Origin of the sequence: Pseudoalteromonas luteoviolacea S2607 (genome assembly GCF_001625575.1) — a bacterium.
In the GTDB taxonomy this organism is placed as follows: domain Bacteria; phylum Pseudomonadota; class Gammaproteobacteria; order Enterobacterales; family Alteromonadaceae; genus Pseudoalteromonas; species Pseudoalteromonas luteoviolacea_E.
In genome coordinates this window covers 167,936-183,029 of sequence record NZ_AUXV01000073.1, presented here as the reverse complement: position 1 = coordinate 183,029, position 15,094 = coordinate 167,936, and the positions used below count along the sequence as shown (strand labels likewise).

Sequence of the window (15,094 nt, the reverse complement as noted above, 5' to 3'; positions counted from 1 at the left end):
TCTAGTCCCTCAACGATGCATTAAATTGTTTGGCCAATTCGGCCACGACTCTGTCTACAACCTCGTTGATATCTTTCTCTTCGAGCGTTTTATCAACTGCTTGTAGGGTTAGGGCGATGGCTAAACTCTTATAATCGGGTTCAATACCTTTGCCCTTGTACACATCGAATAAGTTTAGGTCAACTAATTGATTTCCGCCAACTTTCTCAATGCTTTCTAAAATATCGCCTATTTTTACATCATCTGCAACTAAAATAGCAATATCTCTGCGATTTGATGGGAATTTTGAGATACTAACGGCTTCTGGCAGCTTTCTTTGCGTAATTGCAGCCACTTCTACCTCAAATACAAACGCTGTATCGTTCAATTCCAATGCTTTTTGTAATTGTGGGTGAATCGCACCGATAAAACCAACTTTAACACCATCAGCATAAATTGCCGCTGATTGTCCAGGATGTAACCCATCACACGCTTCGGCTTTAAAACTAAATCTAGCAGGGTCATTGCAAACTGCAAGCAATGCTTCAACATCACCTTTGATATCAAAGAAATCTACCTTTCTACTCGCAATGCCCCAGTGCTCGTTATGGGTATTTCCATAAACAATACCGCCAAGCACTGCACTTTGACGGATACCATTTTCAGCACTCTCATCTTTTACAAACTTCAAACCATGTTCAAAGAAGCGAATACGAGACTGCTGACGGTTTTGGTTGTAGACAAGTGCATTCACCAAACCAGGCATCAAACTAACACGCATTGCTGACATCTCTACTGAGATCGGGTGAGGCAATACCAATGCGTCACTCTCTGGGTGAAGTAGCGCTTGCTTCTTAGGATCTACGAAGCTGTAAGTAATCGCTTCTTGGTATCCGCGAGATACAAGTTCATTTCTGAAGCGAGATACAGGCAATGCCGCTTCTTGATGATCTGTCATCTTAAGCGCTGCACTTGGCGCAACATTTGGAATGTTGTTATAACCAAATACACGTGCGACTTCTTCAATCAAGTCTTCTTCAATGCTGATGTCAAAACGGTAGCTTGGCACCTGAGCTTGCCACTGTGCATTTTCAAACGTCACCGCTAAACCTAGGCGCGTAAGAATATCGGTCACTTTCTCATCTTCGATGTGATATCCGATCACACGGTCTAAGCGCTCGCGACGTAGAGTCACTGATTTAGCCGCTGGTAAATCAGCTTCTGATACAGCCTCAACAACTGGACCGGCTTCACCGCCTACGATTTCTAGTAATAGTGCCGTTGCGCGCTCCATTGCATCGCGCTGTAGCTGGTGATCAACACCTCGCTCATAACGATGAGACGCATCCGTATGTAAACCATAGCTACGTGCTTGGCCTGCAATCGCTAATGGGTTAAAGAATGCACTTTCAAGTAGGATATCTTGTGTACCTTCTTTAACACCTGACGCTTCCCCACCAAAAATACCTGCCATAGCAAGCGCTTTTTCGTGGTCAGCAATCAATAATGTGGATGTATTGAGCTTTGCAGTATTACCGTCTAGTAGTACCAACTCTTCATCTTGCTGTGCTTTACGTACCTTGATGCCGCCAGAGATCGCTGAAAGATCGAAAGCATGCATTGGGTGTCCAAGCTCAAGCAATACATAGTTCGTTACGTCAACAACCGGGTCGATAGAGCGAATACCTGAACGACGTAGCTTTTCAACCATCCAAAGTGGTGATTCAGCGTCAAGGTTGATACCTTTAATAACACGACCTAAATAGCGAGGACATGCGTCACTATCGACAAGTTCGATGTCAACTTTGTCATCAATTGTCGGCTCTACAGTAGAGATTTCGATTTCTGTTACATCCAAACCGTTTAAAACGCCAACTTCGCGAGCAAGGCCTTTAATTCCTAAACAGTCACTGCGGTTTGCCGTTAGGTCAACATCGATTGTTACATCATCTAGCGCGAAAAACTCACGAATATTTTGACCAATTGTCGCATCTGCAGGTAGCTCTAAAATACCGTCAGAGCTTTCAGCCATGCCAAGCTCTTCAAATGCACACAACATACCGTGTGATGGTTGGCCACGTAGCTTTGCTTTTTTGATTTTGAAGCCACCTGGTAATACCGCGCCAACTTTCGCGACTGCGACTTTTAAGCCTGCACGGCAGTTTGCTGCACCACATACGATGTCTAAGAGTTCTTCTTCACCTACGTTCACTTTTGTAACACGCAGTTTATCGGCATCAGGGTGCTGACCGCACTCTACAACTTCGCCAATCACAACGCCGTCGAAATCACCAGCTACTGGGTCAACGCCATCCACTTCTAAACCGGCCATAGACAACTGTTCAGATAGAGCATCCGTATCGATCGCTGGATTAACCCACTCTCTTAGCCACTTTTCACTAAATTTCATTTTTGGTTCGCTCTTATCTGAATTGGTTTAGGAATTTTAAATCGTTTTCGAAAAATGCACGTAAATCGTTCACGCCATAACGCAACATAGTTAGACGCTCTACACCCATACCGAAGGCAAAACCAGTGTATTTTTCAGGGTCAATTCCAACCGAGCGCAATACATTTGGGTGTACCATACCGCAACCAAGTACTTCTAACCATTTACCATTTTTACCTTTAACATCTACTTCAGCTGAAGGCTCGGTAAACGGGAAATATGAAGGGCGGAAACGGATCTCCATGTCTTCTTCAAAGAAATTGCGAAGGAAGTCATGCAAAATACCCTTAAGCTCAGTAAAGCTCACATTCTCATCAACCATTAGGCCTTCAACCTGATGGAACATTGGCGTATGCGTTTGGTCGTAGTCATTACGGTAAACACGGCCAGGAGAGATAATACGTAACGGCGGTTGCTCAGCTTCCATAGTACGGATCTGAACACCACTTGTTTGCGTACGCAATACAAGTTTTGGATTGAAATAGAAAGTGTCGTGATCAGCACGAGCTGGGTGGTGCTCAGGAATATTCAAAGCATCAAAGTTGTGAAAATCATCTTCAACTTCAGGTCCAGACTTCACTGCAAAACCAAGTTCACCAAAGAATGTTTCGATTCGCTCGATTGTACGTGTTACTGGGTGTAGACCACCTGCTGGCGCTGCACGGCCCGGCAAAGTAACATCGATAGTCTCGGCTGCTAATTTTTGCTCTAGTGCTGCATTTGCTAACGCTTCACGTTTTTCGTTAATCGCAGTTTGTACTTGGTTTTTCGCTTGGTTAATTACTTGGCCTGCTTCTTTACGCTCTTCAGGCGCTAGTTTGCCTAAGGTTTTTAGTAATCCAGTAATTTCACCTTTTTTACCAAGGTAGTTAACTCTGACTTCCTCAAGTTGCGCAATCTCACTTGCACTTGAAACCGCTTCAAGCGCTTGCGCTAAAATATTCTCTAAGTTCATTCTATACCTGATCTGGTTGAGGTAATTTGCCTTTTCTGAATCAGTTATGATAACTGAAAGATGGGGCTAGATTCTAGCCCAAATTCACAGCTTTAGGGTGGCTTTTATAAAAGGAATGGTAAGTTTTCGCTGTGCAGCCATCGATGCATGGTCCAACTTGTCCAAAACATCGAGTAAAGCACGCATATCACGGCTCAGTCGTGTCAACAAAAATCGCGCACATTCATCACTCAATTCAAGCCCTCGCATATTGGCTCGCTTAACTAAAGCTTCCGCTTTATCGTCATCGCTCATGGAACGAATTTGAAAGGTTGTACCCCACGCCAGCCTAGACTCGAGATCTGGTAACGCGATATTTAACATACTCGGCAATAAATCGGCGGTCATCACTAAACACTTTCCCGCTTCATTAAAGCGATTAAAAAAGTTAAATAGTGCTTTTTCCATTGCGTCATTTCCAGCCACCAAGTGCACGTCATCAATACACACAACGTCTAAACCGTCTAATCCTTCGAGCACATCAGGGCCAAACTTGATCACTTCACGCAGAGAAATCAAGATGGTTGATAACCCCAGCTCTTGTGCGTGAATACAAGTTGCGTATAGCAAGTGCGATTTACCTGAATCCGCAAGGCCGCACAAATAAGTAAATTGAAAGTCCTGTTGAATTTCACTCAGTGCTTTTTTTAGATGTGTAACTTCCAGTGACTTTTCCCCCCCAAAGTAGGAGGTAAAAGTTTCATCATCAGGGAGAGTCACTGGTAACGCTAACTGCATAGGATCTAACATTACTGCTGCCCCACCCAGCTATACCTCAAATTTGAAGAGCTTGCGACTTGATGAAAGGCACGCGGATCGACATAAACTTCAAACGATTGCTCCAATTTTAGAGACTTTTGTAAATCAGACACCGAAGACATATGCTCTACTTCAAACTGCACTTGTTCTTTATTACGATACACCACATCCACGCTGTTTACTGTACTAATGGTGAGTAACTGTCTTTTTGCGCGCTCCACTTTGTCAAAAGTACGTAAGCCATCAACGGTGATCACTGTGCTATTGGTTGCATATGACTTGTTCGGGTCGATCACATACTCGTTAGCAAGCGCTGCAGACATGTCATTGACCATTGAAATTAACAGTTGCTGCTTATCACCCACCAATTGAACGGACTCAAACATATCAGCATCAGTATAACGCCAATCTAACTGCCAGCGGCTCGAATTTGGTTGCTTAAACAGTCGACCGGTGATCACTCGCTCTGCATTATATCTTGCTGAAGCCGCTTCTACCGGCTCTGAAAAGTTGCCCCATACCTCTGCAATTCCAACTTGGGACCGGTCGGTCAGATCCATCAAAGGCACGACCACAGGTACGCCCCACTCTGCGGCGGTATCATAAATAAGTCGCTCTAATTGCGGGTAGCTCTCCTGAGTGACAAAATCGCGGCGTAAGTTATCTTCGATGGCTAACCAAATCGCAATGAGTGGTCTGCGATTACCCCATAAGCCAAAGCCACTGTCCCTAACCAGCTTTTCTACTTTTTCAGCCTCAAAGCGGACTTTAATTTTTAATTCGCCCTCTATGTGCTCTATGTATTCATATTTGAGCATATAGTCCGAAATACGTCGTTTGCTTTTTTTGATCAATGGATGGTCGCCATTGCCCGCCTTCCCAGTCAGCTTTTTAATAACTTGGTCTAATGCGTCCTGACTTGCCTTTGCTCTGGTGGCTCGGGTTTTATCATCCACCACCAAAGTCGCCTCATAGAGGTCTGTTACCTCAATTGCATAAGCTGTGCTGCACATCCATATTAAACAAAGGAGGAAAAGTTTCTGTGCCATTACCAACCATCTAAACAAATATAAAGTTTGATCCTAATGCAATCATACGCGCTGGTAAAGCAATGCCTAAACATTTACTTAGCAAAATAAATTTGATTCTTTCCTTTGCCTTTTGCTTCATAGAGTGCGAGATCGGCATCATGCAATACCCCTTCTGCGCTGAAAGGCTGATTGATAACCGATGCCACCCCTATGCTACAACCACAACTCACCTCAACGCCTGTCTCAAGTTTTATCGGCGATGAAATCGATTTTAGGATACGATTAGCCAAAAGCTCCAATGAAGGTATGTCTATCTTTTCTGTGATCATCACAACAAATTCATCCCCTCCTAGGCGGCAGATAAAGTCATAACTTCTCAAGACTTGACTCAGCCGGTTGCTCACTGTTTGTAGCACCAGGTCACCACTTTGATGGCCATGATTGTCATTGACAGGTTTAAAATCATCTAAATCAAGATACAAGACATATACCAATACATCACTGCGCTGTGAACGCGCAGATAACCTTTCTAATTCTCTGAACAAGAACTTGCGGTTAGCTAACCCGGTTAAGCTGTCATGCAAGGAGTCATGTTCAAGCTTTTGCTGCAGAGCTTCTCTTTTCTCTATTTCTTGTTCAAGATTTTTTAAGCTCTGCTCTAATTCCGAAGTGCGTTCAGATACCTTTGCTTCCAGCTCTGACTGATAATTCTGTAAAGCTCGGTTAGCTTCGAGCAAAGCCTGTTGATTATTAAAAGCATCCAATGCAGAAGAGATTACATGGCTGATGGTATAAAGCACATCCACAATCATGCCTGAATATTCATCTTCTTTACGATAAGACTGAATAATAAAAGCCCCCAAATGCTGATTGCGGTTTACTAACGGAAAACAAAGCCACTGCATTGGAATAGATCCCAAAATATTCACCTCATTATTTTTCATCAGGGCTTCAACATCAGATTGGTTAAAGTTACACACTTGATTTGCTTTTAATGCATAGGCTGTAAGCGAGTGAGAAATATCATCAAGCGACAAGTTTTCCAAATCTTCTGCCTGCATATCATCTTTAACATCGTGAAAATAAGGAAAAGAAAGATTGCCATTTTCTTTGTACAACACCACAAAAAAATTGTCTGCATAGGTCACTTTTTGCAAAATACAGTGAATGTCTAACAAAAATCGTTGAATTGAGTCTGACGTATTTAAGCATGCTACGATGTCTGTCATGCTATCTATCACATAGCCGCTATCTACTGCATCTACAGCTATTTCTTTCATTTCGTATCCCTCATTTGTCCAAATTTTTCATATTCATAAGCCAAACAGCTCAAAGTTTAGCCATAACTTTAACCTTTTGCAGTATTTGAAAAATGACATAATTGTGTAAACATAATATTTTACACTTAATTTACAAAAATAATAATATGCACACGTTTATGGATCGGCAAACCTTCATCACTTTTCATATTTTGGCCATCATTGTCGTTATCGGCAGTATAATCACAGGCTTGAGGATTGCGCTTATCAGTCAAGACTGGATGTCCCCAATATCGATTCTTTTGCCGCAAGGTCAAATGCATGTTTGGCATTTAGGGTTTGGCATTGTGCTATCGTTAATTATAGCCTGCTATTTATTTTATTCGTTTACAAGCCCTTTTCGTAGTGTTCAGTCAAAATACCACAAATTTATTAACTACTTAGGTTATATTTCTCTACCTTTGGTCAGTGCGTCTGGCTGGCTTATTTGGGCAGACCTATATGCTGATGTCTCTCGCACAATTCACCAGTTTGCAATGTGGGCAATGTGTGTATACCTCGTTTTTCATGCATGGATCTATATTATTCAAAATGGCCGTCGTGTGTTTTCAATCCTCATCCCTAAACGGGCAACTTTACGCCACCTAAGTTTTGTATTTGGATTGGGTGCACTCTCATTATCCGGCCTGCTTTTATTAAAAAGCACAACACACCAGCTCAATGTTTTAACAATCGATGATGCAACATTTATCGAAATTGATGGCAAAGCAGATGAAGTAGCATGGCAAAACGCACGCCCCATTTCAGTTATGACCATAGGTGGGGCCAACTTTAATCAGGGCGCAACCGAAGTTACCGTCAAGGCACTGGCAAATAAATACGAAAGCTACTTTTTGATTTCATGGCAAGACGAAACCAAAAGCACTAACCATTTACCCCTTTTAAAAACCGCTCAAGGATGGAAAGTGCAAGAAAATGGGTTTTATAACTTTGACGAACGCACCTTCTATGAAGACAAATTTGCGGTCATGCTGTCGGATGGATGCGAAATTGCTGGCGACAAAACACTTCATTTAGGCGATAACCCCATTAATAACAAGCCCAAAAATTGGCACGGCAAAGGCTACCATGCCAGCCTTGACGGAAAAACACGAGACCTGTGGCACTGGAAAGCAGTTCGCACCAATGATATGTATCTCGCTGATGACAACTTTATAGGGCCACCAGCGCCTCATTTAAGCGGCAAACGCCGATATACTGCGGGCTACCAAGCAGATGGTAAAGAAAGTGGTGCCTATGTAATGAACTGGCAGTGGTACACGCCAAAGAATGTGATTCCCAAGCGATTACCCAACAATTTAGATATCTACCAACAGCATCGCGATAGCGTGCTTCCTTGGTTTGGGTCATCTCCCTACCGGGAGTCTGATGACTCATATCCACTAGGTACTTTTTTGTCTTCTGTTTTGTATCGTTCTAACCGATTTGAAGGAGACAGAGCCGATGTTAGAGCTAGAGGCGAGTGGAAAGATGGTCAATGGATGCTAGAGCTCGTGCGAAAACATAATACCCAGTCCAAATACGATGTCGCTCTGCAAACTGGGACTTGCATGTGGGTGTCAGCTTTTGATCACGCGCAAATTGCTCACACACGCCACATTAAAGCCATCAAATTGAGGTATGCTCTGTGATTAATCGCCTTATTTGGTCCGTTATAATTTTTAGCGCGCTCATCGCGCTTTGTTTACTTCCACAAGACAAGCCAGAGCTGACTCCGCATCAACGCTTTACTAAAATTACGAACACAGGACAGGCGCTCTTGCCTTGGCAAGGGCCTTGGGCCTGCGTATTAGATAGCCAAAATGGCCTCTTGTGGGAAGTAAAGACCGACAATGAAAGTGTCCATGATGGTTACTGGACCTATTCTTGGTTTGATGGTCAAAAAGGAAAAAGTAACTTTGGTGACTGTTATTTTGAACCCCAACGCTGTGACACCGCAGATCTCATTCGCCACACCAATCAACAAAACCTCTGTGGGCAAAGTAATTGGCGGCTACCCAGTGCGACTGAGCTTATCAGCTTAGTACAAGCGCCCAGCTCTCCATCGCAGCCTTATATCGCGACTGATTATTTTGTTCATATCAAGCGCGGAGACTATTGGAGTTCGGAGCATGACATCCCACTCCCCACCAAGTATCGTGCAAAAGGCCTTGGGGCCACCGCCATTAATTTTCATTTTGGTAAAAGCTATACATTGCCCTACCGAAATGCCGCATTTGTTATGTTGGTGGCAGATATACCAACAGCAAATACCCATCCGCAGCTAAGTCGTCGCGCAACTATTAAACAACACAAACAGGAATAACAACTATGAAAGCGCTCCACATTGGTATCGCTAGTACGTTACTTATGGCAAATGCCAGTTATGCCGCAAGTGACTACCACCGCATAATCTGGGACGGAAACCCAAGCAGTCAAGCCACCATCGGCTTTACCCCAGCAGGCGGTTCAAATCATGTTATTAAATACGGTACTAGCACCAATGAATCAAGCTGGACGACTAAGTCCGTTACCGCAAGCCATACTTTTGCAGGCAGCTTAAGCAGCCAGTTTGTTAAGCTAACAGGTTTACCTGCCGACTCCGCCATTTATTATCGTGTATGTGATAGCACAGGCTGTGGTCAGCACCTTTGGTTTAAAACCGCACCAGCCAGTACCAATACCGGGTTTGTTGCCATTGCAGGCGGTGATACCAGAACCGGATGGACAACACGCCGCTCGGGTAACCAAATGGTTGCCAAAATTAGACCTTTATTTATCATGCATGGTGGTGACTATACCAATGCCAACTCAGCCTCTGAGATGAAAGAGTACCTGAAAGATTGGCAATTGACGTTTTCTTCAGATGTGATTGGTGGTCAAAACTATAAACGCGTCTACCCATTCATTGCCACCCATGGTAACCATGAAGATGACAACTATAAAACACTGTGCCAAGTATTTGGCGTCGACTACAACAATGATGGACAATGCACCAGCGCAGATACTTATGGTGCTTTCAACGTTGCAAACCTTTTGCGTGTCTACACGTTAAATAGCCAGTACAAGAATAGTGGTTGGTCCAGCTATGCAACGGCGATGAATAACTGGCTAAAACAAGATTTACAGAGCCAAGGTAACAGCGCAAAATGGCGTGTTGCTCAGTATCATAAACCGATGTACCCACACTATTCTGGTAAGTCAGATAACACCATTTTACACACATGGTGGGCAAATGACTTTTACAACAATGCCATGAACCTTGTGGTCGAGTCTGATACGCATATTAATAAAATTACAGAGGCACTGAAACCTTCTGGTAATAACTTTGTGAAGACGACATCAGGCGGTACGGTTTATGTGGGTGAAGGCAGCTGGGGCGCACCTGCTCGCTCTGCAAATGATCCCAAGTCTTGGACTATCGATCTAGCGAGCATTCAACAATTTAAGGTGCTTTCAGTTACGCCCAACAAACTGGAAGTTAGAACGGCACAGTTTACCTCAGGTGCAAATACCCTCACGCGTGAACAACGTGCAGCAGACCCACTGGCACTGCCTGGTAACGTGAGTTGGTGGTATGCCAGCGGTTTGGGCGAAGTACTGCCTCTCGTTCGTAATACCAGCGGTCTTTCGGTAATAGAAACACCAATTGGGCCTGAGCCTAATGTACTTGAGAATGACGTACCAGTGACAGGCATCAGCGGTGCTAAAGGCGCAAAGTCTGTCTACACCATGGAAGTACCAGCCAATACGACCAGTCTTAAATTCTCGACCAGTGGCGGAACTGGTGATGTCGATATGTACGTAAAATTTGGCGCAGAGCCAAGCACATCAAACTACGACTGCCGCCCTTACAAAGATGGCAATAATGAGTCTTGTAATATCACACCAATTCAAACAGGCACTTATTATGTCATGCTAAACGGCTATTCAGCGTATAGTGGCGTATCTCTGCTTGGCTCGTACAGCGCCACAACAAACCCTGGCAACAGACAAGAATGGACTGGACTTAGTGCGAATAAGTCTAATTGGAACTTCAAAACTTTTGATGTCCCAGCGGGTACCACTAAATTGACCGTTACTATCAGTGGCGGAACTGGTGACGCTGACTTGTATGTGCGTTTAGGTAGCCAACCAACAACATCGAGCTATGAATGTCGTCCATATGAAAATGGTAACTCCGAAACCTGTACAATTACTAACCCAAGTGCAGGTACTTGGCACTTAGGAGTCAGAGCGTATGAAACATACAGTGGTGTAAAGTTGGTCGCTGAATACTAATTCGCGCCCTGCCCCTTGTGATGTAATAGTTAGCCCATATCTATAGGGCACTATCATGAGGGGCAAAATATGAATTTTCTACATACTATGGTGCGTGTAAAAGACTTAGACGCATCACTTAAATTTTATTGTGATCTGCTAGGACTTGTTGAAGTAAAACGAAAAGAAAGTGAAAAAGGCCGTTTTACCTTAGTATTTTTAGCAGCACCAGGGCAGCTTGAACAGGCCCAAGAGACCTTCTCTCCGACTATTGAATTGACTTACAACTGGGATCCTGAGGAGTACACTGGAGGCAGAAATTTTGGCCACTTGGCTTTCGCTGTAGACGATATTTATGCGCTATGCGAAAAGCTTCAAAAGGCTGGAGTCATCATTAACCGACCACCTCGATGCGGCCACATGGCTTTTGTTAAATCACCGGATGGCATTTCAATCGAGTTATTACAAAAAGATGAGCCAAAGCAACCCCAAGAACCATGGCTGTCTATGCCTAATACGGGCAGCTGGTGATCTAGCGAATAGAGTGAAGCCATGCTTCACTCTACTCAATTATTCAGAAATATGATACGAACTCACTAATTGCTTCATGTGTTTTCTGAACACAATTGAGTTAGTCGTATTAAGCAATGTACCAAGTTTATTTTTTTGCTTTTTTGGAACGAGTATTGCCCGGTAGTACTTTTGATGGGCTTGATGAGAAAGAGATAGGCTTGTCCACCAACCATGTTTTCTAGCATAGTAAAAATAGGTAGGACGGCTGACAACAGCAAAATCAACTTGTTGCTTAAGCACAAGCTCTAAAAGCGCTTTTTCACTGTTTGCATTAACACGTTGCAGCTTTTCCAGTTTCTCAGCGTCATGCAATTTAGGGTAAAAGTAGCCTTGTACACCCCCATAGCGCTTGCCATGTAATGATGTTGGGTTTTTATATTCAAATGGATTTTTAACGCTCGAGACAAACTCGTCAGTATCGTAGAAAAGCGGGTCACTCCACAGGTATTTGATTTGATCATTGTCCCCAAACCAAGCCGGATTCACACCCAAAACTGCGCCCTTGAGCTGCTTTTGTTCTAACTCACTACGAATACGAGTTTTTGGCCTAAAAACCAGCTGATATTGAACATCATCATGAAACTCATTCAATAGTCTCACAATATCAAAATAAAGCCCTGACTTTTCTTTTAAGCTCACAATATAGGGAGGCTTATCATGGTACGTATACAGCTTAATGCGCTCTGCTTGTTCACTCCATGCACACCAAGGTAACAACATCAAAATGCCAACAATTATTAGCTGTACCAACGTAACTCCTAAAAATGACTGAATGGCAATACATTAAATTTATATCTTCGCCATTCAGTCATCAAGTTTTATCCTCGGATGTTACTGACAACTGCCATCATTATATTTGACCAACAGCGTTGCACCTGATGGTGCCCCCGAAACTTTCAAGTAGCCCCAGTACTGACTTTGACCAGATAAATTAATACATTCGTTGTTGCCGTCACGTGCTGAGCGCGCGTCTACATTTGAGTCTGTAGGCCAGCCTTGGTTGCTGTACTCTAGGGTTAAATCGCCAGTGCCATGTGCTGTTTCAATGCTGATATTGCCTTGATCTCGCACATTTTCGAGGCTAAACCACATCGGCTCTTGACTCGCTAAACACACTGCAGTGCCCGCAATCAAGCGCCCATCAGACACGCCACCTTGTGTTTTACAAAGGTCCGGTAGTGTTGTTGGCGGCGCAGTAAAGTCAGCCGACAGCGATACGTTTTCGAATGAATTATACCCTCTTAACATGATAAAGTAGGTACCAGCAGTTGGCGCAGCAATATCGCAACGCTCCGCATTGCCCCCGACATAAGGTCGACAATCGTAACTCGTGAGTGTTGGTGATTGGCCATGTTTTACGTAAAGGTCGGCATCACCGCTTCCACCTGAAGTCACAATAGTCAAATTGGTCGCGCCAGCAGGCACTTGAACCTTAAAGTGCTTCATCTCATCTTGTTGCGCTGCAACAGTCACGGCTTGCCCTTTTTGCAGCTCTGTGATTCCATCATTATCTTGAGTAACGGTCGCAGTCGTAGATACAGTCGCGCGCGCGCCCTGTGGGTCGCTTACGGTCAATGACACGTTGTATTCACCTTTGGCGCTGTAACTATGCCTTGGATTTGCCTCTGTACTTTGATTACCGTCTCCAAACTGCCATAGGTACGTCAGTGCCTGCCCTTCAGGATCTGAGCTGCCTTGGCTGCTGAACATAATATCGTTACCTACGGCTCCGGAATATGGGCCATTAATTGCGGCTGTGGGGGCTTTATTGTCTCCACCACCGGCCAGATCCAGTGTCCACTGAGTGAATTCTTGAGAGTAACGCTGTGCCCAACCATCAATAGTCGCTTTATAACCACTCCAATTACCTTGTCTTGTTTGCGATAACATAACTTTCAGCTCTTCAAAGTGGCGCTCAAACATAAAGCGTACCGCTAGGTATCCCCATCGGTAAATTCGGTCTTGATCAAAACCGGCATAAGTCGTCGCAAAAATTTCGTTCAGTTGGTATGTACTGCCATCTTTTATGGTATCAATGGCGGCTTGGTTGTCATTCAGGTTAGCAACGTATTCTGCAACCCCTTCACTCCACCACACGATGGCTTCAGTCGGTGCATTAAAGTCGCCATATAAATCGAATCGCCCGTCCAAGTAATGCACATATTCATGCTCTAAATTCCAAACAAAGTGATCAGCCTTAGCATAACTTGCCTCGTAAGCGATGAAGTTTGCTTGGTTGCCAACTTTACTTGGGTCGCCCTCTAAATACATACCGCCATTATTGGTATCAATTTTAAAGATTGCTTTGGCATATTTAGCGTAATCGCTACTACTATCAAAAATATTGACTTGTAGCATGGTATTGTTGTCGTCAGCCACAGGCGTATTGTTTGTTTCTAGCATGTCATGAAAACGGGTTTCTTCTAACGCCATGGTTTGGCACGCCGAAAGGTGTTGCGCATTAGTCATGTTTTGCGAGCGAATACGGATGGTTGCACTACATTGATAGGTTTGAGAAAGTGCCTTACCTGTAAGCTCTTGCTCAAAGTTACATATTCCAAAGTCATTACAATCGGCATAATACGTTGCAACGTCTGCTGCTGCCAACCAAATACCATCACCATAACCAAAACTTTCATAGCGACTAAATAAGGCTTTTAGTGCAGTATCCACCGCTGGTTGAATCGCGGCATTTTTGTAGTTCTTCAAACGCGCCAATTCACTTGCTGAGTTGATGATCATATATTCCGCATCAGACCCAATCATCCAGCTTTGTTTGCTAAAATTGTCTAGTAAGCTGACCAATGTGCTGTCTGATTGCACTAGCGTAACAAAATTGTCGTTCCACTGGCCTCTGAATAAAATCGTGAACACCCCATTTACTGCGCTTCGCATATTCCATTTATCAGCGTAGCTTTGATTCCAACGCTGCAACCAAGATTTGACGACCGGTAAATACACGTCCTGCATCTCGGAAGAGTCCATTGTGGTAATAACTTCTTGAAGCACACGCCCATGCGCATCGCTGTTGTCATAAAAATGGCTGTTATTGACAAAACTATCGATTGCCCCTTTCACCACTGGCTTTAGATCTGCACCAAACGTTACAGAGTCATTGTAAAACTCCACGTAATAACCTGCACGAATGAACAAAAACAACGACTCTAGCGCGGCACTACCGTTGCCATCGTAGCTGGACGCCTGTGACCTTGCATATTCAGCGGCTGCTCGCATTTTGGCCGTTGTAAACACGGCAACTTGTGTTGCACTAGGTGCGCTAAATAACTGATTTACACATGTAGTCCCTTGGCTCACTACCAAGTTTGCGATAGTGCCTGCGCTAGCCTGCGCTAACTGATCTAAATTGCAATCCGCCGCTATTTCATTTGACGCCGACAACATAACATTTGCCGTCATCATGTTGGCCGCAACAAATCGCGATTCACTTTGAGCTGAGGGGGCTTTCTCACTGTGTTTAGTATGGTGTTCATCACCATGAGAAAGGTGAACTGGAGAAGATGTTGTCAATGGCTTAAATGCGCGCTCAGCTTGATGCTCATGCGCATGTAAACTGAATGCTAATACCGGCAATGACAAAACAATTGCTTTAAGTTTCATATTATTAACCTTTTAAAATGTGTATCCAAACCCGCTAACCGGGAACATATTTTTAACACAACAGCAATATTGCATACAATATATTTTATATAACTTTACGTAATAAACAGGCCAATAATTCAGCATTTAAATT

11 protein-coding genes are annotated in these 15,094 nt (G+C 43.8%); 4 read left to right on the top strand and 7 right to left on the bottom strand.

Annotation, left to right across the window (positions count from 1 at the left end; translation table 11 throughout):
- Position 1 precedes the first annotated feature (1 nt).
- From pheT to N480_RS24245, 5 genes are all read right to left on the bottom strand, one after another.
- Positions 2-2,389: a phenylalanine--tRNA ligase subunit beta gene (pheT, locus tag N480_RS24265; RefSeq protein WP_063375014.1), complete on the bottom strand. Its 2,388-nt coding sequence runs from the start codon at positions 2,387-2,389 to the stop codon at positions 2-4.
- 13 nt (positions 2,390-2,402) lie between these two features.
- Positions 2,403-3,383 (bottom strand): phenylalanine--tRNA ligase subunit alpha, encoded by a 981-nt coding sequence (gene pheS, locus N480_RS24260; RefSeq protein ID WP_063375013.1) that lies wholly within the window; start codon positions 3,381-3,383, stop codon positions 2,403-2,405.
- An 84-nt stretch (positions 3,384-3,467) separates the two neighbouring features.
- Positions 3,468-4,172, bottom strand: a complete 705-nt coding sequence (gene hda, locus N480_RS24255; protein ID WP_063359204.1) for a DnaA regulatory inactivator Hda — start codon at positions 4,170-4,172, stop codon at positions 3,468-3,470.
- On the bottom strand, positions 4,172-5,230 hold the full coding sequence (locus N480_RS24250) for a DUF2066 domain-containing protein (RefSeq protein ID WP_063375012.1): 1,059 nt from the start codon (positions 5,228-5,230) through the stop codon (positions 4,172-4,174). Before N480_RS24250 ends, hda begins: the two co-directional genes overlap by 1 nt.
- Positions 5,231-5,304: 74 nt before the next feature.
- Positions 5,305-6,492, bottom strand: a complete 1,188-nt coding sequence (locus N480_RS24245) for a sensor domain-containing diguanylate cyclase (RefSeq protein WP_063375011.1) — start codon at positions 6,490-6,492, stop codon at positions 5,305-5,307.
- 158 nt (positions 6,493-6,650) lie between these two features.
- Here N480_RS24245 and N480_RS24240 point away from each other — a divergent pair, with 158 nt between their 5' ends.
- From N480_RS24240 to gloA, 4 genes are all read left to right on the top strand, one after another.
- Positions 6,651-8,162 carry an ethylbenzene dehydrogenase-related protein gene (locus tag N480_RS24240; protein ID WP_063375010.1) on the top strand — a complete coding sequence of 504 codons (1,512 nt, stop codon included), beginning with the start codon at positions 6,651-6,653 and terminating at the stop codon, positions 8,160-8,162.
- Entirely contained in the window at positions 8,159-8,836 is a 678-nt protein-coding gene (locus tag N480_RS24235) for a DUF1566 domain-containing protein (RefSeq protein ID WP_063375009.1), read from the top strand. Before N480_RS24240 ends, N480_RS24235 begins: the two co-directional genes overlap by 4 nt.
- A 5-nt stretch (positions 8,837-8,841) precedes the next feature.
- On the top strand, positions 8,842-10,791 hold the full coding sequence (locus N480_RS24230; RefSeq protein WP_063375008.1) for a pre-peptidase C-terminal domain-containing protein: 1,950 nt from the start codon (positions 8,842-8,844) through the stop codon (positions 10,789-10,791).
- 69 nt (positions 10,792-10,860) lie between these two features.
- On the top strand, positions 10,861-11,301 hold the full coding sequence (gene gloA, locus N480_RS24225; RefSeq protein ID WP_063375007.1) for a lactoylglutathione lyase: 441 nt from the start codon (positions 10,861-10,863) through the stop codon (positions 11,299-11,301).
- A 39-nt stretch (positions 11,302-11,340) separates the two neighbouring features.
- On the opposite strand, the gene N480_RS24220 is transcribed toward gloA, so the two are convergent.
- Both N480_RS24220 and N480_RS24215 read right to left on the bottom strand, forming a co-directional pair.
- A complete protein-coding gene (locus N480_RS24220) occupies positions 11,341-12,093 on the bottom strand; it encodes a transporter substrate-binding domain-containing protein (RefSeq protein ID WP_081231988.1) in 753 nt (250 codons plus the stop codon).
- Positions 12,094-12,174: 81 nt separating this feature from the next.
- A complete protein-coding gene (locus tag N480_RS24215; RefSeq protein ID WP_063375006.1) occupies positions 12,175-14,961 on the bottom strand; it encodes a collagenase in 2,787 nt (928 codons plus the stop codon).
- Between the last annotated feature and the right edge of the window lie 133 nt (positions 14,962-15,094).